This window comes from Silvibacterium acidisoli, from assembly GCA_022870745.1.
In the GTDB taxonomy this organism is placed as follows: domain Bacteria; phylum Acidobacteriota; class Terriglobia; order Terriglobales; family Acidobacteriaceae; genus Silvibacterium.
Genome location: CP085323.1, coordinates 2,259,051 through 2,280,673 on the forward strand (window position 1 = coordinate 2,259,051; position 21,623 = coordinate 2,280,673).

The following is a 21,623-nucleotide window of genomic DNA, read 5'->3' on the forward strand; positions in this document are numbered from 1 at the left end:
AGGAGCGAGCAAAGCTCAGGAGTTGGCCTTGGCGCGGAGAGTTACGGGATTTTCATCGTTCACCGGCTCGGTAAGACCCGGGATCGGGAAGATCTGCGCATTAAATTCGGCGCCCAGCAGAATGCTGAAACAGACCATGTAGAGCCAGATTAAAGTCGCGACCCCGGCTCCCAGCGATCCGTAGACAACCGAGTAGTCCGCATAGCGGGTAAGGTACCAGCCATAGATCAAGGTGGCGAGAAACCAGGTGACGGTCCCGAGCAGCGCGCCGGGAATGACCTGGTGCCACTGACGTTTGCGGGGCGTTCCAAAATGATAGATCACGCCGAGGACGACCACGCTGGTCAGCGTCGCGATGGTCCAGCGGATGATGCGGAACAGGACCAGGAGATAGAAGCGGATCTCGTGGTCGGCATTTTCGACCATCCAGTGCTCGATCGTATGCCCGAAGGCGACCAGACCGGTGGCAAAGATCATGGGAACCAGCGTGGCGGGAACCAGCGCAATGGCGATCCAGTGTTCCTTGAGCCATCCCCATTCGCCGCGCGGGAGCAGATAGGCGCGGCGGAAGCCATCCATCAAGGAGAGCATCGTGCCCATGGCGGCGGCGATGGTGATAAAGCCGGAGGTCCAGATGAGGCGAACGGACCGGGCATGGTTGTTCTGGAAATAGGTCAGGACCAGCGACATGGTGTCGTTGGGCAGAATCTCGGAGAACGCGTTCTTGATGTCGCCGCGGACCGTATCGGTTTCCGGCGTAAGCGCGAGAAGCGTAGTGATGACGAGCAATGCGGGAAAAACGCTGAGGATGGCGGAGTAAGCGGCTGACTTGGCATTCGTAAAGGCGCCGTGCCCGAGCGCCTTCCACATGGCCCGGCGCAGATGATGAAACATGCGCATCAGCATAATCTGAGCTTCCTGACGGCATGCAGGTCTGCCGGTTTCTGCTTTATCCCTTTGCTTTCCACTGGTTGAGGAAATTGGTAACGGAGGCCGGGTCCATGCGGCGCATCGCCTCGAACTCGCCTGCCTTCTGAGAATAAAGGAGCTTGCCCTGCCGGTCGAGCACGGCCAGTGCCGGAACACCCTTATGCAGCGGAATTTCGTACTTCTCTGCGACATCGGTGTTCTTATCCATGTGGCCGATATCGACGTGAACCAGGATGAAGCTCTTATCGAGGATCGAAAGATTCGGCTCCTGGTGGAAGTAGATATCCAGGACCTGGCAATCACCGCACCAGTTCCCGCCGAAATCGAGGATCACCCGCTTATGGGTCCGGGCGGCTTCGTGCAGCGCCTTCGTAATGTCGGCGTGTGCATCGGCGGTGTCTGAATAAATGATGCGTCCCTGCGCCATGGCAGCCGAGGCGAAGGCGGCGATGAAGAGGGCACAGGCGGCTAGCCGCAGTTTCTGAATCATGGATATCTCCGGCGGACCTTGATATCGCTCCGCGATATCAAGGATGACATATATGGAACGGCCCACGCCGGGAAATCGTTTTATAGAGTAACCGGCAGATTCTGAAGCGGTTCCAGAAAGGGTTCACGGTACTATGGTTGCGAGTTCCATGAAAACGCGAAATCCATCCCCAAATCTGCTCCGGGCGTTGCTTGCGGTCTATGTGCTGGCGAGCTTCAGCTTCTGGCTGACCGGGGTCATAGACATGTGGGATGGAGATCTTCACTGGAACCGCCATATTCAGGCGCCGTTTTCCTGCGACGACGATTCACTGAAGATCGACGAGGTCAGGCCTGAAGCGAAAAGCGCCGGGCTGGCTACCGGCTTCCGCGTCACCGGCCTGAACGGGGCGCCCAACACGGGAAAGAGCCAGTGGGCCGAGATTGTCAGCGAAGAGCACCCGGGCGACACCCTCGATGTTGAGTTCGTGCGGCCGGACGGCAGTTCCGGCATGGCGACGGTGACTCTCGTCACGAAGAGGAGAAGCCCGTCAGGAATCTCGGTCTGGGCTGTTCGCTCCCAAAGATTCCTGATGAGCTCGCTGTTGCCGCTCATCTGCCTGCTGATCGGCTATTGGGTGGTTTTTTCGAAGCCACTGCTTCGGAATGCGTGGCTGCTGCTGGTGCTGTTGACCGCGCCCAGCGTGATCTGGGTGAATATCGGCTATGCCACCGGCCTCGGGCTGGCGCTGCGGGCATTCTGGTACAACCTGCTGCAAATGGCGATTGCGCCCGCGCTGATGTTCTTCGGCGTCTACTTTCCGGAACGCTCGCGCATCGACCAGAGGCTGCCCTGGATCAAGTGGCTGGTCGTCGGCCCGATCCTGATCGGCGCAGTGGCGCTGTTTCCGCTGTTGTATCTGGAATACTTCGCGGCGCCTCCCAATCCGGCCTTTGCAGGGATCTGCCAGCAGATTGAGAAGATGATCAATGCGCTCAACCTGGCCTGCGTCATCCTCTACCTGATCTTCACGCTCGACAAGCTGCGGTCGGCGTCGACCGAAGACGCGCGCCGCAGATTGCGCGTGCTGACTACCGGTATGTTCATCGGTGTCGGTTCGCTGCTCTTCGTCTTTGTGCTGCTGCCTCATTTCGGAATCGACAACAGCGACAGGCCGGTCGACTTCTGGATACGCACCGCGGGCAGCATTCTGTTCACGATTGCGCCTTTCACGCTGGCCTACGTCGTGCTGGTGCAGCGCGCCATGGATGTGCGCGTGATTGTGCGCACCGGTACACGCTACCTGCTGGCGAAGGCATTCCTGTACGTGGTACAGTCGGCCCTGATTTTTCTGGCGACCTGGCTGCTTCTGCTGCCGATCTTCTCAAAGAAGCAATCGACCGCCTCTGACGTGGCCGCCGGCGCGGTCTTTCTCATGCTGGTCGTTGGCCTGCGTCTGGGCCTGGCAAAGCGCGCGCAGGATTGGATCGACCGCAGGTTCTTCCGCGAGGCCTACAACGCCGAAGTCGTATTGAACGAGCTTTCAGACGAGGTTCGCCGTTTTACCGAGACAGCGCCGCTGCTCGAGACCGTCGTTCGTCGCGTGGCCGAAACTCTGCACGTGGACCAGGTGGCGATGCTGCTGCGCCGCGGCGAATTCTTTCATCTGCAGCAGTCCATCGGGGTTTCATTCGGATCGAACGGAACGGCGATGCTCAACGCAGGCGCGCTGGTGCTGCCCGCGCAGGCCTCCGCGGTGCGCTATCTTGCTTCGACGAATGAGCCGGCGAGGCTTTATCGCGACGATCCTGATGCCTGGTACCTGATGGCGGGCATGAGCGAGCGACAGTTCCTCGACACCATCAACGCCGAGCTTCTGCTGCCGCTGCCGGGGCGCAACCGGCTGATGGGCGTGATGGCGCTCGGTCCCAAGCGCTCGGAGGCTGCTTATACGCAGGCCGATCTGCACATGCTGCAGACCGTTGCTACGCAGACCGGGCTGGCGATCGAGATTTCGGAGCTGGCGCGGTCACTGGCGACCGAGGCAGCGCAGCGCGAGCGCGTAAATCGTGAGATCGAGATTGCACGCGAGGTGCAGGAGCGGCTCTTTCCGCAGGAGATGCCGCAGTTGCCCGGCGCTACCATCGCGGGAGCGTGCCGGCCGGCGCTGGGCGTGGGCGGCGACTACTATGACGTCTTCGAGCTGACGGATGGCAGGACAGGCCTTGCGATTGGCGACGTAAGCGGCAAGGGAATCGCCGCGGCGCTGCTGATGGCCAGCCTTCGCGCCAGCCTGCGCGGCGTCACGCTCGACAACCCGCGCGACTTCGCCAACCTGATGGACAAGGTGAACCGGCTGGTTTACGAGGCCTCGGCCTCGAATCGCTACGCGACATTTTTCTTTGCGGCTTACGACCCGAAGACGCGGCAGCTGGATTGCGTGAATGCAGGACACAATCCACCCATCATCCTGCGCCGCAGGGCAGATGGAGGCCAGGACGCTATCCGTCTTGAGGCAGGTGGACCGGTGGTTGGTCTGCTGCCCGTGGCTCCATATACAGAGGAGTCGATCGTGCTTGAGCCCGGCGATGTGCTGCTGCTTTATACCGATGGCATCAGCGAAGCCATGACGCACGAGGACGAGGAGTGGGGCGAGGATCGGCTGATCGAAGCTGCTTCAAGGGTGCGGGAGCGGCCGGCTACTGAGATTCTTGTCTCCATCTTTGAAGCGGCAGACAGGTTCACCGCCGGGGCTCCGCAGCATGATGACATGACGCTGCTGGTGCTGAAGCTGGATGACTGAGCGACGCTGATAAACTGGGAATGAAATGATCCTCCCATTTGTCCGTGAACTACTGGCGGATTTGGAGAATACCCCCGCTTTTGAACAGGCTCGACGGCATCTGGCCCTCGGTCATGGGCGCCGTCGTGTGTCCGGACTCACCTCGACGGCTCGTGCGTTGTATCTGCCTCTCTTTGCCCGGGCTGCGAACATCCCCGTCATCGTCGTCGTAGCCGACAACAAGGCTGCCGATGCGTTACAGGTAGCGCTGCGGGCAGGCTGCGAGCTGACCGGCGCCATTCCGTCGAATCGCGTGCTCAAGCTGCCCGCACATGATGTGCTGCCATTTGAGAACCTCTCGCCGCACCCTGAAGTCCAGGAGCAGCGCGCGGCTACGCTCTGGAAGATGGCGACCGGCGATGCTTCGATTGTGATCGCTCCTGTGGAAGCGGTAGCGATGAAGCTCTTCTCGCAGTCGTTCTACGGTGGGCTGGCGCAGACGCTGCGCCGTGGCGAAGAAGTGGATGTGGAGACACTGCTCGCTCATCTTTCCAGCGTCGGTTACACCCCGATGGATATCGTCGAGATGCCGGGCCAGTACACGCGCCGTGGCGGTATTCTCGATGTTTACTCGCCCGAAACCGATCGGCCTGTGCGCTTCGAGTTTTTCGGCGATGAGATCGAGACCATCAAGAAGTTCGACCCGGAAACGCAGCGCTCTGCCGCGCCGCTCGACGAAGCCCGCCTGCTGCCGCTGACGGAAATTCCGGTAAGCGAGAAGCTGTTGGCGGCGGTGCATACGCGCCTGAGCGGCACCGATCGCATCGATGCAGGCGACGACGCCGAGCTGGTCGAGCGGGCTGTGACTGCAGGCGGAGTGACGGTCTTTCCAGGCTGGGAGTTTTTCGCAGGCGTAGCCGGAGCAAACAGCACGCTCTTCGACCTCTTTCCGCGTTGTTCGCTCTTCGTGGAAGAGCCGGCGATGATCCAGAACCAGATCGAGCGCTGGTGGAACAAGATTGAGCAGCGCCACGACCGGTCGAGCATAGGGTCGCTGATTACGCCGTCCGATATCTATCTGCAACCGGAGATTCTTTCGGCAAAGCTGAATTCGCACCCCGGCATCGACATCGACCAACTGGGCGCGGTCGATGTTCTGGACGAGGACCAGACGCTGGGCGAGATCGCCTTTCACTCGCGACCCACGCTGCGCTTTCACGGTTCCATCCCGGCCATGATCGAGCAGATTCGCACCCTGATGACGCAGGAAGTGCGCATGCTGTTGGTGGCTCCGAACCAGGGCGAAGTGGAGCGGCTGGCGAACCTGCTGCGCGAGTACGAACTGCCGTACCGGCTGGGCAGCCGCCTGCAACACACCGGCAGCGAAAACATCTACGACGAGACAAGCTATCTCGCGGGCAACCTGCGCACTCCGGTCATCGTTCGCAGCGCGCTGTCGAATGGCGTGAGCCTGCCCGAGAACAACCTCGTCGTCTTCGGTGCGAATGATTTCTCAGACGATGCTGATGTGACGGCTCGTCCGGCCGCTAAGAAGTCGAAGACCGCTGCATTCGTTTCAGATTTCCGCGACCTTACGGTCGGCGATTACGTTGTCCACGTCGAGCATGGCATCGCCTGTTACAAGGGCCTGCGCCAGATCGAACAGGACGGCACCATCATCGACTTCATGGTGCTCGAGTTTGCGGAAGAGGCGCGACTCTATGTACCGCTGACGCGACTCGACCTCATCCAGAAATATCGTTCGACCGATGCAGGACCTGCGCCGGTACTGAACCGCCTGGGCACGCAGCAGTGGGCGAAGACAAAAGCCCGCGTGCGCAAGGCGATGGAAGACATGGCCGATGAGCTGCTGAAGCTATATGCGCAGCGCGCTTCGGCGAAGGGCCATTCGTTCAATCCTGACAATGAATTTCAGCGCGAGTTCGAAGATGCCTTCGATTACAACGAGACCGACGATCAGCTGAACGCGATCAACGACATCAAGCGCGACATGGAGTCGACGCAGCCGATGGATCGCCTGCTGTGCGGCGACGTAGGCTACGGAAAAACCGAAGTCGCCATGCGCGCGGCCTTCAAGGCAGTGCAGGACGGCAAGCAGGTAGCGGTGCTGACGCCGACGACCGTGCTCAGCTTCCAGCACTTTGAGACATTCAAGAAGCGCTTCAAACTCTTCCCGGTTAACATCGAGCTGATCTCTCGCTTCCGCACGCCGAAGGAGCAGAAGGATATTCTCGAACGCACCGAGGCTGGCAAGGTCGATATCCTCATCGGCACGCACAGGCTCTTGTCGAAGGACCTGAAGTTTCAGGATCTCGGTCTGCTGGTCGTCGACGAAGAGCAGCGCTTTGGCGTGCGCCACAAGGAACGCCTGAAGCAGATGCGCCGCGAGATCGATGTGCTGGCCATGAGCGCCACGCCGATTCCGCGAACGCTGCATATGTCGCTCGTGGGCCTGCGCGACATGAGCGTGATCGAGACGCCGCCGAAGGATCGCATGGCGATTCAGACCATTGTGGCGAAGTTCGATGAGAAGCTGGTCCGTTCCGCAATTGAGGTCGAGTTGGAGCGAGGCGGCCAGGCTTATTTCGTACACAATCGCGTCGAAACAATCTATGAACTCGCCGCGAAGATTCGTGAACTTGTGCCCACTGCACGGGTGATCGTCGGTCATGGGCAGATGGCCGAGGGCGAGCTTGAGAAGGTGATGCTCGCGTTCATGAACCAGGAGTATGACGTGCTGGTGGCGACGTCGATCATCGAGAATGGCCTCGATATTCCTCTCGCGAACACGATCATGATCAATCGCGCCGACCGGCATGGGTTGTCAGAGCTGTACCAACTGCGTGGCCGCGTGGGCCGTTCAAATCGCCGTGCATATTCCTATCTGTTGATTCCACCGGAACAGCAGTTGACTGATGTTGCGCGACGCAGGCTGGCGGCGCTGAAAGAGTTTTCCGATCTTGGCGCAGGCTTCAAGATTGCCGCACTCGACCTGGAGTTGCGCGGAGCGGGCAATATGCTGGGCGGCGAACAGAGCGGCCATATCGAATCGATCGGCTTCGAGATGTACACGACCATGCTCGAAGAAGCGGTTGGCAAGCTTAAGGGTGAGGAGCGCGTCGAGAAGCAGCCGACGCAGCTCAGCCTGGGCATCGGCCTGCGCATCGACGAGAGCTACATCGGCGAAGAGAATCAGCGTCTGCGCATGTACAAGCGCATCGCCGGTGTGCAGACGGAGCGCGAGCTGGAGGATGTGCGCGCCGAGCTCGAGGATCGCTACGGTCCCATGCCGGATAGCCTACGCCTGCTGCTCGATGCGGCGAATCTGCGCCTGGAGTGCGAAGCCATGGGCGTGGCGCAGATCGACCGCAAGCGCGAGATGCTCCACATCCGATTCAACGAAGATGCGGGCATCGATCCGGGCAAGCTGATGAAGATGGTGGCGAAGAACACGAAGCGTGGTGCACAATTCACACCGCAGGGTGTGCTGAAGTACCTGCTTGTCTCACCCAAGCCGGATGACGTCATCACGGAGATCCGCCTGCTGCTGGATGAGCTCGCTGCGCGGCAGGAAGTCGCCGGATAAGATACTGTTTCAATTACAAATTTCGAGGCCTTATGAAACGTACGATATGTTCCACGCTTTTGATCGCCGGAGGCATGATGGCAACGACTTTGCAGGCGCAGGCTGCCGATCCGGCAGCGAACTTCCGCCATCTTGCCGATGAATATTTTTCGCAGGTCTATTACAAGTTCTCGCCAACAGGTGGAACCGCGGCGGGCCTGCACAAGTACGATCCGATCCTTGAGGATTACAGCAGCGCCGGCGTCGAGAAAGAGATTGCGGCGCTCAAGCAGTACGAGGCGAAATTCGATGCGGTTTCAGAGACCGGACTCGACCTTAGCACGCAGGGCGACCTGGCCATGGTGCGGAATAATATTCGTGGCGCCCTGCTGACGCTCGAGACGATTCGCCCGTGGGAGAAGAATCCTGACAACTACTCGAGCGGCATCACCAACAGCGCCTTCGTGCTGATGGAGCGCAAGTTTGCACCTGCCGATGATCGCCTGCGTTCGCTGATTGCCCGCGAGAAGCAGATGCCTGCCGTCTTCGCCGAAGCGCGGAAGAACCTGAAGAATCCTCCGAAGATCTACACGGAGATCGCGCTTGAGCAGCTGCCGGACATCATCAGCTTCTTCGAGAACGATGTGCCCTCGGCCTTTACCGACGCGAAGGACAAGGCAACCATCGACGAGTTTCACAAGACCAATGCTGCGGTCATCGCCGCGCTGAAGGACTACGAGCAGTGGCTGAAGACCGACCTGCTGCCACGCTCGAATGGCGACTTCCGCATCGGCGCCGATGCCTTCTCGAAGAAACTGCAGTATGACGAGATGGTCGACACGCCACTGCCAAAGCTGCTCGACATCGCTTATGCCGATCTGCATCGCAACCAGGCCGAGTTCGAGAAGATCGCGAAGGAAGTAGACCCGAACAAGACGCCGAAGCAGGTGCTGGCGGAGCTGGCGACGATTCATCCTGCGCCCGATCAACTGCTGCAGGCGTTTCATGATCGCTTCAATGGAGAGATCGCCTTCATCCACGAGAAGAAGATCATCACCATCCCCTCCGACGTACAGCCGGTGCTCGAGGAGACGCCTCCCTTCATGCGCGCAACCACGCAGGCTTCGATGGATTCGCCGGGACCGTTCGAGGCGAATTCGAAGACTGCCTACTTCAACGTGACACTGCCCGAGAAGAACTGGACGCAGGAGCACATTGCCGAGCACATGGCAGCATTCAATGTCGGCACGGTCATCAGCACCTCGGTGCATGAAGCATACCCCGGCCACTATGTGCAGTTTCTGTGGGTGAACCACTCGCCGATGAGCCAGGTGCGTAAGATCATCACCTCGAATACGAATGTTGAAGGATGGGCACACTACTGCGAGCAGATGATGCTCGATGAAGGTTATGGGCAGCCGGGGGCGGGTGCGAAGGACGAGCACGAGGCACGGCTCGTTAAACTCGGCCAGCTTCAGGATGCGCTCTTGCGCGACGCGCGCTTCATCGTCGGCATCAAGATGCACACCGGCCAGATGACGCTCGATCAGGCGCAGGATTTCTTCGTGTCCGAGGGCTACCAGTCGCGTTCGATCGGTTCGATCGAGACCAAGCGCGGCACCTCCGATCCGACCTATCTCTACTACACGCTGGGCAAGCTCGAAATCCTGAAACTGCGGGCCGATGTGAAGGAAAAAGAGGGTTCAGGCTTCTCGCTGCAGAAATTTCATGACGATTTCATGCGTCAGGGCGGCGCTCCCATCAAGATCGTAAGAAAGGCGATGCTGGGCGACGATTCGCCAACGCTCTAATCTGCATCTCAGCAACATGGCAGCACAGATCGGCTATTGTGCTGCCATCCGTTTGTCTGTCAGACTGGACAGAAATCTGCCGTAATCCAATCAAAGCGAAGGACTTCCCGCATGAAAGCAAAGGTACGCAAAGCAGTATTTCCGGCAGCTGGTTTCGGAACCCGTTTTTTGCCTGCTACCAAGGCCATCCCCAAGGAAATGCTGGCCGTAGTCGATAAGCCGATCATCCAGTACGGCGTCGAAGAGGCGCTGGCCGCGGGATGCGAAGAGATCATCATCATCACGGCACGCGGCAAGACATCCATCGAAGACCACTTCGATACCAGCTACGAGCTTGAGGCCACGCTTGAGAAAAAGAATAAGACAGCTCTGCTCGAGATCGCTCGCAGCGTGTCGAACATGGCGCAGATTTCGTATGTGCGCCAGAAGGAAGCCAAGGGCCTGGGCCATGCTGTACTGATGGCGAAAGAGCTGGTAGGCAATGAGCCCTTCGCGGTGCTGCTGCCCGACGATGTGATGGACGGCAAGGTTCCCTGCCTCAAGCAGATGATCGACGTCTTCGATGAAACCCAGTCCTCGATCCTGGCGACGATGGAAGTCGAAGGCCCGGCGATCTCGGCTTACGGTGTGATGGCCGGAACGCAGTCGTCGAAGAATCCGCGCCTGATGGAAGCGACCGGCATGGTTGAGAAGCCGAAGTTCGAAGATGCTCCTTCGAAGAATGCCATCGTTGGCCGTTATGTGCTGACTCCGGCAATCTTCGACCTGCTCGAGAAAATTGAGCCGGGCGCAGGCGGCGAACTGCAGCTGACCGACGGTATCCTGGGCCTGCTCAAAACAGAGAAGGTCTACGGTTACAATTTCGAGGGCGTCCGCCACGATGCCGGTGACAAGCTGGGCATGCTCAAGGCAACGGTCGACTTCGCGCTGAAGCGTGAGGATCTTGGACCGCAGTTCCGCGAGTATTTGAAGTCGCTTTCGCTTTAGTCTTTTGTCTTCCCGAATCGGGATGACAAGCCTAACTAAAAAGCCCGGACCTAAAGGTCCGGGCTTTTTTGTGGAGCAGAGCATCGCGGCCTACTTCAGCAGTGGAACGCCCAGTAGAAGCATCGCCACAGCAGTCGCGACGGTTCCACAACCGATGATCAGCAGAATCTTCCCGGCCTGGCGGTTCTGCCTGTACCAGTTTTCGCGGGAGCCGCTCATCGTTTCCGCAGTACGACGGCCGTAGATGTGGTTGGGTGGCACCTTGCCGAGAATCAGGGGAATCGAAAAGACGATCAGCACCACGCCGACAAGCCCAAAGCCGATCATAGTCGTTCTCCGTTCCTGCCCTGGCTAAGTGTCGCGCGTCATGTCTGCGCGATCAAGCGCAAACAAAAAGCCCGGACCTTTCGGTCCGGGCTTTTTATTTGCGAAAGGCTTAGGCTGCGGTTTCTGCGTCGCCCTTGACGGTGACGGAAACGTGAGCGGTGACTTCGCGGTGCAGCTTGACCGGCACGTGGAACTCACCGACCTGCTTGAGCGGCTCGTCGAGCTGGATCTTGCGGCGGTCGATGTTGAAGCCCTTGGCTTCGAGCGCCTGCGCGATGTCAGCCGAGGTGACCGAACCGAAGAGGTGATCGTTCTCGCCAACCTTGCGCTCGAAGACCAGAGCGGCTTCGTTGAGCTGGAGCACGAGCGCTTCTGCTTCGGTCTTTTCCTTGGCGGAGAGGCGCACAGCCTTCGCCTTCATCTGCTCGATGACAGCCTTGTTGGCAGAGGTGGCTTCCATGGCCAGCTTTTTCGGCAGCAGGTAGTTGCGGCCGTAGCCGTCGGCTACCTTCACCACGTCTCCGCGGTGGCCGAGGTTGTTTACGTCTTCTTTGAGGATGACTTCCATTTCAATCTCCAATAAAAGGGGCGCGATGCCCGATTCCCAAGGCGGCGCTACGGCCGCCCGTGTGCACTAGTAGCGCGCGGCGAAAGGCAGCAACGCGATGTTGCGGGCCTGCTTGATGGCGCGGGTCAGGCGGCGCTGGTGCGTGGTGCAGACACCAGTCAGGCGGCGGGGCACAATCTTGCCACGCTCGGCCACAAACTGCTGCAGCAGGCGCACGTCGCGGTAGGGGATCGCGTCGATCTTCTCGGTGCAGAACTTGCAGACCTTCTTGCGGCGGAAGAACTTGCGTCCGCCGGGGCCGCCAGGGCCACCAGAGCGGGGGCCACCCGGGCCGCCGGTGCGAGGTGCGGAAGTGGAGGGCGCTCCACCTTCGTGGGCGCGTTGCGGTGTTGTTTCGTCAGCCATGGTATTTCCTATCCTTCATCTGGGCCGGCTTGCCAGCCCGTCGAAAACGAATATTTTTCTGCAGCGATTCAGCATGGGCAGAACCGCTTTCAACAAACTTCTTAAGCGGTGGCTTCTGCCGGAGCTGCTTCAGCCGGAGCAGCTGGGGCTGCAGGAGCTTCAGTGGCCTGCGGCTGGGCGCTCAGCTTCTTGCGCGTCGCGCGCAGGGCCTTCATCTTGTCGATGCGCTTCTGCTCTTCGTCCATGCGAACGGTGATGAACTTGATGACAGGCTCGGTCACGCGGAGGCGGCGCTCGATCTCGGCAATCAGCTTGCCATCGGCGTCAACGGTCATCAGAACGTAGTTGCCGTCGTTGAACTTGCGCACGGTGTAGGCCAGCTTGCGGCGGCCCATCTTTTCGGTCGAGCGAACGCTTCCGCCACCATTGGTGACCGTCTGCTCAAAGCCGGCGATCAGCTTGTCGAGTTCTGCGTCCTCAATATCAGGACGGACGATGTACATTACTTCGTAAAAACGTGCCATGCTGCTTCTCTTTTCCCTGGAACGCGGCGGCAATCTGTCACCGTGACCATTCTGAATTCTTTACTGCTATTCGCTTACTCCGCGGGTCCGTTGTCCCTGCGGTTAAATTCGTTCATCGCGGTGGCAATTCCCTGACCCACCGTCACTTCTACTGCCTGCGCCACGCGGTCGAGAACCTCGTCGAGTGCCGCCAGATCTGCTTTGCGCAGCGGCGCCAGCAGATAATCCTTGCCACGCCGGAATGCGCTTGCCGGACTTCCATCCGACCCGACCCCGATGCGGATACGAGCCCAGTCCTCGGAGCGGATCGATCCGTTGATCGACTTTGCCCCGTTATGCCCTGCTGCGCTTCCGCGTTCTTTCACACGGAACGTGCCCATGGGGAAAGCCAACTCGTCGTACAAAACCAGCATGTCGCGGAGCGGATCGACGCCAAACTCTTCGGCCAGCGCCGCGACGGAAAGGCCGCTTAAGTTCATGAAGGTTTCCGGCTTCGCCAGGATGACTTCGCGGCCTGCAATCTGAATCTTCGCCGTCAGAGCGCGGCAGCGGCGGTTGGCCACCGTAGCGCTATACCGTTCGGCGATCCTGTCGACTGCGAGAAAGCCCGCGTTGTGCGGCGTGAACTGGTACTCGATGCCCGGATTGCCGAGCCCGACAACCAGGAACACACCGCTTCGGGAAGCTTCGTTCGCAGTCGGCAAGGTTTACTTCTTTGCGCCCTTCGCGTCGGCTGCCGGAGCGGCTGCTGCGTCGGTCTTGCCCTTCTTGACGACTTCGGGCTCGGCCGGGGTCGTGCCTTCGGCCGGTGCTGCTTCTTCCTTGATCGCGACAACGTGCGCAACCGTGGCATCTTCCTCGTCAAGGAACTTCAGCTTGTCCGAGTGCGGCAGGTCGGAGACGCGGATGGCATCACCAATCTTCAGTTCGGACACGTCGACGTCGATGTGGCTCGGAATATCGCCCGGGAGGCACTCGACCGAAACTTCACGCAGCACGTGGTCGAGCAGTCCGCCCTCGTTCTTCACGCCGAACGGGATGCCGATCAGCTGTACCGGAACTTCGACGGTCATGGTCTTGTCGAGAGCGATACGCTTGAGATCGATGTGCATGAGCGTGCCCTTGATGGGCTCGTACTGCCAGTCGACGATCATGGCCTTGGTCTTGGCGGTCGAACCGCTGATCTCGAGGTCGAAGATCGAGTTGTGGCCGGCTTCCGAGTGCAGAATCTTCTGGATCTGCTTGGGGTCGACTTCGATGGCCACCGCGGGCTCGGAGGCGCCGTAAACCACGGCGGGGATCTTGCCCTTCACGCGTACGCGGCGTGCTGCATTCTTGTTGAACTTGCCCTCGCGGGGCGTAGCTGCGACAACTTCCTGACTGATCATTTTCTTTTCCTTCGGGCACGGGATATTTCCCGCTCCCTTCTCGGCGACCGTTGCGGGCCGCGCACTGTGTCATGCAACCAATCGAACTAACAGCACGAAGCCAATAGTCAAAAGCCGCGTTTAGTTGAAGAGCGAGCTTACGCTCGTCTCCATGTGAATGCTCTCGATGGTTGCGGCCAGAAGGCCGGACACCGAGCGCACCTTGATCTTGCTCACCTTCTGCGCTTCTTCGCGCAGAGGGATGGAATCGGTTACAACCAGTTCCTCAAGCCGGGAGTTCGCGATGCGCTCAATCGCCGGGCCCGACAGAACGGCGTGCGAAGCGCATGCGTAGACCTTGGTAGCGCCCTGCTCAAGCAAAGCGTCTACGGTCTTTACCAGCGTGCCGGCCGTGTCCACGATGTCGTCGATGATCAGGCAGGTGCAGCCCTTTACGTCGCCGATCACGTGCATCACTTCCGTCACGTTGATATCCGTCCGGCGCTTGTCCACAATCGCCAGCGGAGCTCCCATCTTGGTCGCGAAGAAGCGCGCACGTTCCACGCCTCCCGCATCCGGCGATACCACGGTCAGCTTCGGCAGGTTCAGGTCACGGAAGTAGCTGACCATTACCGGGCTGGCGAACATGTGGTCCACCGGGATATTGAAAAAGCCCTGAATCTGGGCTGCATGCAGATCCATGAAGAGGGCACGGTTCGCACCGGCCGTCGTCAGCAGATCGGCAACCAGCTTCGACGAAATCGCTACGCGCGGACGATCCTTACGATCCTGCCGGGCATAGCCGTAGTACGGAACAACCACCGTGATGCGAGCCGCCGATGCACGCTTCAGTGCGTCGATCATCACCAGCAGCTCCACGAGGTGCTGGTCAACCGGATAGCAGGTCGGCTGAACCACGAAAACGTCAGCGCCGCGAACGTTCTCAAGCAGCTGGAAGTAAATCTCTCCATCGGCGAAGCGCTGCATCTTGGTTTCACCAAGCGTAACGCCGATATGCTTGCAGATCTCAGAGGCCAGGGCCCGGTTTGCAGAGCCCGTAAAAATCTTGAAGTGCTTATCTTCACTGTACGAACGGCCCTTTTTCTTCTCAGGCTTCGGCTCGTTGTGCGATTTCGATGCGCCCTGTTCTGCTGCTGCTCCTACGCCTTCGGTTACCGGCAATTCCACTACTGTCGTTTCGTTCTTCACAAGATCCTCCAAGCTGGTTGGCTGTGGGTTGTCCTGCACATATTTTTCTGGCCTTCTTGCTGCCAGGGCCGACCTGCCGTACGGTTCGACGGCAATGTTTTCTGGCTGGGCGACTAGGATTCGAACCTAGACAAAGTGCTCCAAAGGCACTTGACCTACCGTTAGTCGATCGCCCAGTACAACAAAACTCAATCCGCTATGACTCTCGACCCTTCGGCGCGGCCCGATTTTGGCCGCGTCGAACAGAAAGGCACTTGACCTACCGTTAGTCGATCGCCCAGTACAACAAAACTCAATCCCGCTATGACTCTCGACCCTTCGGCGCGGCCCGATTTTGGCCGCGTCGAACAGAAAGGCACTTGACCTACCGTTAGTCGATCGCCCAGTACAACAAAACCTAAGAATCTAACTTGCCGATTCAATCAATGAGGCCCAATATTCCTGCCGCAGGAGGGTTTTTGTCCTTAGCGAGCGGATACCGGCCTTTGCTAACCGTTGTTCGGCCAGCTCCGCTGCTTCGAGGTTCGGATAGAGGCCGAAAAGGGCCGATCCGGAACCGGAAAGCGCTGCATAGACAGCCGACTGCTCCGGAGCAAGGTCAGAACCCGTAAGAATGCGCTTGATTTCACCGAGGAGGGGACTTTGTGGGAAAACCACTTCTTCGAAGTCGTTTTCAATCCCGGTTCGGACAAGCGCGAGAAGCGGATTCCCGGCCAGGCCCCCCGCATTGCGGGAGACACCGGAGGAGTGCGGCTCGCATAATGCAGAAGCGAAGATCCGACTCAACCTGTCTAGTCTATCCGACGCCTCCTGGGCGGTCAATGCGGAAGACGCGTGGAGCGCGTCCCAGTCGCGAAAAGCCTGTGGAGTGGAGACCCCAATCTCGGGTAGCGCGACAATACACCATGTTTGTGGCAGATCGGGCATGGGGTAGACGGCTTCGCCGCGATTCACGCCAAGAACGGATCCGCCGATAAGGAACAGTGGGACGTCCGAGCCAACCTCCGCCGCGATCTTCAGGCGCTCGCCGGCGGGAAGAAGCGGCGCGCCAAGTGTCTCCAGTTCACGCTCCAGTGCGATCAATGCGGCGGCGGCATTTGCGGAACCGGCTCCCATGCCGCCCTGAATCGGCAACCGCTTCTCTATATGAATGTGTACCTTAGCAGCGAAGTGGAGAGCGCTCAGGGCGAGGTCGACGGCTTTAAAGGCGGTGTTGCGGGCATCTGTGGGAACGCGCTCGTTGTTGGTGGTCAGGGTGATGGAAGTTGCCGCCGCCGCCGAAACCTCAACGGATACCAGGTCATGAGCGTCGAGGGTCTGGTAAAGGGTCGACAGAGCGTGGAAGCCGTCCGGGCGGGTCGGCCCGATGGCCAGGCCCAGGTTGATTTTGGAATAGGAACGGACGGTAGTCGTCATGCGTTTGTTATTTTAACTTTCCGTATCTGAAACAACGAGTTACAGGCAAAATCGGCTAGACTACCGCTACATGAAACAAGTTGCAGCTGTCTCGATCGCCGCAATTCTGTTCTCCTGCGCTGCTTGTGGGCAGGTCAACGCCGGTGCCATCCATGAACAGCCGGTTCGCACCAGGCACGCCATGGTGGTGAGCATTCATCACCGGGCGACCGATGCCGGCGTCCAAATCCTTGAAGAAGGCGGGAACGCTGTTGACGCCGCAGTGGCGACCGGCTTCGCTCTTGCCGTGGTGCATCCTGCGGCCGGAAACCTGGGGGGCGGCGGATTCATGCTGATTCATCTCCAGGAAAGCGGCAAGGATACCTTCCTCGACTACCGCGAACGTGCTCCGCAGGCTGCTACCGCGAAGATGTACCTGGACGCGAAAGGCAATCCCATTCCCGATGCCAGCATCACCGGCTACAGGGCCATCGGTGTTCCCGGGTCGGTGGCGGGCATGGTCTATGCCGAGAAGAAGTACGGAAAGCTCGGGCTTGAAAAGGTGATGGAGCCGGCGATCCGGCTGGCCGAGGAAGGGTACGTGCTTTCGGAGGACGAAGCGGCGGCGCTGCATAATCCTCAGCTGGCAAAGTTTCCCGAGTCGCGCAGTCTCTTCCAGCGTAACGGCGATTTCTACCGTCCGGGTGAGTTCTTCCGCCAGCCCGAGCTGGCCGAGACACTGAAGACCATCTCCACCGATCCCGACGATTTCTACCATGGACGCATCGCCAGGAAGCTGGCTGCGGATGTGCAGAAGGGCGGAGGCCTGATTACGACTGAGGATCTCGCGCGCTACTCCGTAAAAGAGCGCGAGCCGCTGACAGGCACTTACAACGGTTACACGATCGTAAGTGCGCCGCCGCCTTCGTCCGGGGGCGTGGCACTGATCGAGATGCTGAATATCCTCGAAGGCTACAATCTCGGCCGCTGGCCGGATCGCTCGCCTGAAGAGATGCACCTGATTGTCGAGGCTTTCCGGCGCGCTTACATGGACCGGATGGATTATCTCGGCGATCCCGATTATGTGAAGGTTCCGGTCGACGAGCTTACAGACAAGAAGTACGCGGCCTCATGGCGGAAGAGCATCACTGCCGACCAGGCGAGCGCCTCGAAAGACCTGAAGCGGCCTGAAGGGTTCTTGCCTTCGCCGCCGACCATGGCGGACGTGCGGCATGAGTCGACCGAGACGACGCACTACTCGGTGATGGACGCGGACGGCAATGCGGTCTCCGTCACGACCACGCTCAACAACGGCTTCGGTTCGGGCGTGACGGCGAAGGGGCTGGGTTTCGTGCTCAACGATGAGATGGATGATTTTGCCGCCAAGCCTGGCACCGCAAACATGTTTGGACTGGTGCAGGGACCGGCAAACTCGATTGCGCCCGGAAAACGGCCGCTCTCGAGCATGACGCCGACGATCGTGCTCAAGGATGGTCAGGTGCGCTTTGTGCTCGGTTCGCCGGGCGGGGGCCGCATCATCACGACGGTCGCCAACATCTTTCTCAGCGTCGTGGATGAAGGGCTGAATATCCAGGAGGCGGTCGATGCGCCGCGCTTCCATCACCAATATCTGCCGGACGAGTTGGATGTCGAGCCGGGGCTCTCTGCCGCCACAATGGAGGGCCTGCGTTCGCTGGGTTACGACGTGAAGGTCGACGGGCACTGGAGCGATGGAGAATGTATCGCGGTCGATCCAAAGACGGGCGAACTCGAAGGCGGACAGGATCACCGCCATCATTTCGGGAAAGCCGCCGGCTACTGACTGTCCTGTAACTGGTCAGTTTCTCGGTGCAGGAAGACTCCCCGGAAGATGAGAAGATAGGGCAGAGGGGAAACTCCCAGGTCTTATTCATGCTGAAGGTCATCTCGTCTCACGTTTTTCTCCGCAATCGTCTGCATCCGGGTCTGCTTGACAGCCTGCAAAAGTCCGGCGCGCAGGGCGTGGAACTCTACGCCGCGAAGCAGCACATCGACTACACAAACAGGTCCGAAATTCGGGAGCTTGCGAACTGGTTCGGATCGAATTCGCTCGAACCTTTCTCGGTGCATGCGCCGCTCTTTCCGGATTTTGAAATGGGCCGAGCCGGCGCACCGTATGTGAACGTGATTCATCCTGAGAAATCGCGCCGCATCGACGCCATGGACGAGATGAAGCGCGCGCTCGAGGTGGCGGAGCAGATTCCTTTCCGCTTTATGGTGGTGCATCTCGGCGAAAGGGGCGATGCGTGGAGTCCGCGCGCGCTCGAGTTTTCGATGACCGCGCTCGAGCATCTGCGCGCCTTTGCGAACCCACTGGGCGTGAAGCTGCTGGTCGAGAACCTGCAGAGCGATGTGACGACGCCAGGGCATCTGCTCGAGATTCTCAACACCGGCCACTTCGATGATATTGGCGTATGCCTGGACACGGGGCACGCGCATCTTGGCGATGGTGTCAGCTCGACATTGACCGAATTGAAGGATCGCCTGCGCTCCTCGCACATTCACGACAATATGGGTGACCGTGATACGCATCTGTGGCCGGGCGACGGCACGATCCGCTGGGACGAGGTGTATGAGGGGCTGAAGCTGGCTCCCCACGTGCCCGCCGGAGTGCTCGAAATTCACTATTCGTTCGGGGAGAATCCTGACTACGTGACGGAAAGAGCTGCGAAGGCTTTTGAGAGTTTCTAAAAATGCGTCTGGTTGTTCGGAATGCCGGATTGGTTTCGCTGTGTAGGCGCGGCCTGAGGAAAGATTCCACCTCAGCGGCTAAAGCCCCATGCTACCGGGAGTCGCATTCGTTCGGGTTTAGACCGGAGATTTTGCAGGTCGAAAGAAACAGGAATTACTTATGTCTGAAGAAGTAAAAAACGAAACAGTATCGGCGAGCGAAGAAAAACCACTCACCACGATTGCGAAGATCGGCGATTACGAGGGCGGCTCCGTCACGCTGCGCGGATGGCTCTACAACCTTCGCGAGAGCGGCAAGCTGCTCTTTCCCATCTTTCGCGACGGCAGCGGAACCATCCAGGGCATCGTGCCCAAGGCTGCGGTGAAGCCTGAAGTCTTCGAGGCCATCAAGGGGCTTACGCAGGAGTCGAGCGTGATCGTCACCGGCAAGGTCCGTGCCGACAAGCGCGCGCCCGGCGGCTACGAACTCGACGTTGAAGACATTGAAGTCGTGCAGCGTGTGCCCGAAGACGTGCCCTTTCCGATCTCACTCAAAGAGCACGGCACCGATTTCCTCATGGAGCACCGGCACCTGTGGATTCGCACGCCTCGCCAGGCGGCGATCCTGCGCATCCGCGCCGAGATCATCAAGGCGGCGCGTGACTTCTTTGACGATCGTGGATTCACGCTGACAGATCCGCCGATTCTTACTCCGGCAGCATGTGAAGGTACGAGCACGCTCTTCCCAGTGGAGTACTTCGGCGATGAAGCCTACCTGACGCAGAGCGGACAGCTCTACATTGAGAGCACCGCGCTAGCGCTGGGTAAGGTCTATTCCTTCGGGCCGACCTTTCGCGCAGAGAAGTCGAAGACGCGCCGCCACCTGACCGAGTTCTGGATGGTCGAGCCGGAAGTCGCCTTCTGCGATCTTGACGGCTTGATGGAACTGGCGGAGAACTTCCTGAGCTTCATCGTCGATCGCGTGCTGACGAAGCGCATGGCCGACCTCAAGGTCATTCAGCGTGACGTAACCAAGCTCGAAACCATCAAGGCGCCGTTCCCGAAGATCAGCTATGACGAAGCCGTGAAGATGCTGAACGATGCGCATGCCAAGGGGCTGCTCGAAAATCCTTTCGAGTACGGCAACGACTTCGGATCGCCGGATGAGACGTACATCTCCTCGCAGTTCGACCGCCCGGTAATGGTGCATCGTTATCCTGCGGCGGTGAAGGCTTTCTATATGGAGCCCGATCCGGAGAACGCGAAATATGCGCTGTGCGTCGATGTACTCGCGCCCGAAGGCTACGGCGAGATCATCGGCGGATCGCAGCGTATCTCGTCTTACGACCTGCTTAAGAGCCGCATTGAAGAACACAACCTGCCGCTCGAGTCTTTCCAGTGGTATCTCGATCTGCGCCGTTATGGATCGGTGCCGCACTCGGGCTTCGGCATGGGCATCGAGCGTGCGGTGGCATGGATCTGCGGACTCGATCACGTGCGCGAAACGATTCCGTTTGCACGCACGCTGAACCGTATCTACCCCTGAGCTTCAGATGACTGCCCACGACAGACTTCCGGATTCGCTCAAGGCGCTGCATGGCGGCGTGCAATCGCTGCCGACGCGTCGCATTGAATTGATCGGTGTGCCACTCGATCTCGGAGCTTCACGCCGAGGTGTCGACATGGGGCCGTCGGCGGCTCGCGTCGCGGGACTCGAAGCGCGGCTGGAGGCCCTGGGGCATGAAGTTCGCGATGGCGGGAATGTTCACGTCGCCATCGCCGAAACCGGACAGGTGGGCGATGAGAGCGCCCGCTACCTGCGTGAGATCACCGAGACCTGCACCAAGGCTGCGGAGATGGTCGAGCAGTCACTGCGAGACGGGCTGACGCCGATCGTTCTTGGCGGCGATCACTCGGTAGCTGCGGGAACTGTCTCCGGTGTTGCGGATTACTATCGCCGCAAGGATCAGAAGATCGGCCTCATCTGGATCGACGCGCATTCCGACATCAATACGCCGGAATCCTCACCCAGCGGCAATGTGCACGGCATGCCGCTCGCAGCGCTGCTGGGACTCGGGCCGGAGCCACTTGCAAACGTGCTCGGCTGGTCGCCGAAAGTGTCTCCCGAAAATGTTGTGCTGGTTGGCGTGCGCGACATCGACGCGACGGAGAAGGAAAACATTCGCCAGGCTGGTGTGACCGAGGTCTACACCATGCGCGATATCGACGAGCGCGGCATGCGCACGGTGATGGAAGAAGCATTGCGCGCTGCCGGTCGCGGTACGGCGGGATATCACATCTCACTCGATATGGATTGGATCGATCCCGAGGATGCGCCCGGAGTGGGCACGCCGGTTCGCGGTGGCGCAACCTATCGCGAGGCGCACCTGGCGATGGAGATCATCGCCGATCATGGACGCATGTTGAGTTTTGAACTGGTCGAGGTGAATCCTGTCCTTGACGAACGCAACCGCACGGCAGAATTGGCGGTTGAGCTTATTTCTTCGGCATTCGGAAAGAAAATTTTGTAGAGAGCTTAAGGAAAAAACAGCAT

18 protein-coding genes and 1 tRNA gene are annotated in these 21,623 nt (G+C 59.4%); 8 read left to right on the forward strand and 11 right to left on the reverse strand.

What is annotated here, in order from left to right:
• Positions 1-15: 15 nt before the first annotated feature.
• Both LJD29_RS09315 and LJD29_RS09320 read right to left on the reverse strand, forming a co-directional pair.
• Positions 16-906: a YihY/virulence factor BrkB family protein gene (locus LJD29_RS09315; RefSeq protein WP_446745487.1), complete on the reverse strand. Its 891-nt coding sequence runs from the start codon at positions 904-906 to the stop codon at positions 16-18.
• A 43-nt stretch (positions 907-949) separates the two neighbouring features.
• On the reverse strand, positions 950-1,420 hold the full coding sequence (locus LJD29_RS09320) for a thioredoxin family protein (RefSeq protein ID WP_446745488.1): 471 nt from the start codon (positions 1,418-1,420) through the stop codon (positions 950-952).
• Between the two features lie 148 nt (positions 1,421-1,568).
• Here LJD29_RS09320 and LJD29_RS09325 point away from each other — a divergent pair, with 148 nt between their 5' ends.
• The 4 genes from LJD29_RS09325 (at position 1,569) to galU (ending at position 10,565) form a co-directional block, all read left to right on the forward strand.
• Complete coding sequence (locus tag LJD29_RS09325) at positions 1,569-4,202, forward strand: SpoIIE family protein phosphatase (RefSeq protein WP_446745489.1); 2,634 nt, start codon at positions 1,569-1,571, stop codon at positions 4,200-4,202.
• 25 nt (positions 4,203-4,227) lie between these two features.
• A complete protein-coding gene (mfd, locus tag LJD29_RS09330) occupies positions 4,228-7,788 on the forward strand; it encodes a transcription-repair coupling factor (RefSeq protein WP_446745490.1) in 3,561 nt (1,186 codons plus the stop codon).
• Positions 7,789-7,820: 32 nt separating this feature from the next.
• Positions 7,821-9,578, forward strand: coding sequence for a DUF885 domain-containing protein (locus LJD29_RS09335; protein ID WP_446745491.1), 1,758 nt, complete (start codon positions 7,821-7,823; stop codon positions 9,576-9,578).
• A 111-nt stretch (positions 9,579-9,689) separates the two neighbouring features.
• The gene (gene galU / locus LJD29_RS09340; RefSeq protein ID WP_446745492.1) at positions 9,690-10,565 is read left to right on the forward strand and encodes a UTP--glucose-1-phosphate uridylyltransferase GalU; all 876 of its coding nucleotides are present in this window, start codon (positions 9,690-9,692) and stop codon (positions 10,563-10,565) included.
• Between the two features lie 90 nt (positions 10,566-10,655).
• Here the strand turns inward: galU and LJD29_RS09345 are convergent, their stop codons facing one another.
• The 9 genes from LJD29_RS09345 to ispE form a co-directional block, all read right to left on the reverse strand.
• Positions 10,656-10,892 (reverse strand): SdpI family protein, encoded by a 237-nt coding sequence (locus LJD29_RS09345; RefSeq protein WP_446745493.1) that lies wholly within the window; start codon positions 10,890-10,892, stop codon positions 10,656-10,658.
• 109 nt (positions 10,893-11,001) lie between these two features.
• Complete coding sequence (gene rplI / locus LJD29_RS09350) at positions 11,002-11,460, reverse strand: 50S ribosomal protein L9 (protein ID WP_446745494.1); 459 nt, start codon at positions 11,458-11,460, stop codon at positions 11,002-11,004.
• A 66-nt stretch (positions 11,461-11,526) separates the two neighbouring features.
• A complete protein-coding gene (gene rpsR / locus LJD29_RS09355) occupies positions 11,527-11,865 on the reverse strand; it encodes a 30S ribosomal protein S18 (protein ID WP_446745495.1) in 339 nt (112 codons plus the stop codon).
• Between the two features lie 101 nt (positions 11,866-11,966).
• Positions 11,967-12,389 (reverse strand): 30S ribosomal protein S6, encoded by a 423-nt coding sequence (rpsF, locus tag LJD29_RS09360; RefSeq protein WP_446745496.1) that lies wholly within the window; start codon positions 12,387-12,389, stop codon positions 11,967-11,969.
• Between the two features lie 74 nt (positions 12,390-12,463).
• Positions 12,464-13,093 (reverse strand): aminoacyl-tRNA hydrolase, encoded by a 630-nt coding sequence (gene pth, locus LJD29_RS09365; RefSeq protein WP_446745497.1) that lies wholly within the window; start codon positions 13,091-13,093, stop codon positions 12,464-12,466.
• A 3-nt stretch (positions 13,094-13,096) separates the two neighbouring features.
• Complete coding sequence (locus LJD29_RS09370; protein WP_446745498.1) at positions 13,097-13,777, reverse strand: 50S ribosomal protein L25; 681 nt, start codon at positions 13,775-13,777, stop codon at positions 13,097-13,099.
• Between the two features lie 120 nt (positions 13,778-13,897).
• Positions 13,898-14,965, reverse strand: coding sequence for a ribose-phosphate diphosphokinase (locus LJD29_RS09375; protein WP_446745499.1), 1,068 nt, complete (start codon positions 14,963-14,965; stop codon positions 13,898-13,900).
• 102 nt (positions 14,966-15,067) lie between these two features.
• Positions 15,068-15,141, reverse strand: a tRNA-Gln gene (locus LJD29_RS09380).
• A gap of 229 nt (positions 15,142-15,370) precedes the next feature.
• Positions 15,371-16,381 carry a 4-(cytidine 5'-diphospho)-2-C-methyl-D-erythritol kinase gene (gene ispE / locus LJD29_RS09385; RefSeq protein WP_446745500.1) on the reverse strand — a complete coding sequence of 337 codons (1,011 nt, stop codon included), beginning with the start codon at positions 16,379-16,381 and terminating at the stop codon, positions 15,371-15,373.
• Positions 16,382-16,451: 70 nt separating this feature from the next.
• Here ispE and ggt point away from each other — a divergent pair, with 70 nt between their 5' ends.
• The 4 genes from ggt (at position 16,452) to rocF (ending at position 21,600) form a co-directional block, all read left to right on the forward strand.
• Positions 16,452-18,182, forward strand: a complete 1,731-nt coding sequence (gene ggt, locus LJD29_RS09390; protein WP_446745501.1) for a gamma-glutamyltransferase — start codon at positions 16,452-16,454, stop codon at positions 18,180-18,182.
• An 89-nt stretch (positions 18,183-18,271) separates the two neighbouring features.
• Positions 18,272-19,090: a sugar phosphate isomerase/epimerase family protein gene (locus LJD29_RS09395; protein ID WP_446745502.1), complete on the forward strand. Its 819-nt coding sequence runs from the start codon at positions 18,272-18,274 to the stop codon at positions 19,088-19,090.
• A 160-nt stretch (positions 19,091-19,250) separates the two neighbouring features.
• Complete coding sequence (gene asnS, locus LJD29_RS09400) at positions 19,251-20,615, forward strand: asparagine--tRNA ligase (protein ID WP_446745503.1); 1,365 nt, start codon at positions 19,251-19,253, stop codon at positions 20,613-20,615.
• Between the two features lie 7 nt (positions 20,616-20,622).
• On the forward strand, positions 20,623-21,600 hold the full coding sequence (rocF, locus tag LJD29_RS09405) for an arginase (protein WP_446745504.1): 978 nt from the start codon (positions 20,623-20,625) through the stop codon (positions 21,598-21,600).
• Positions 21,601-21,623: the final 23 nt, after the last annotated feature.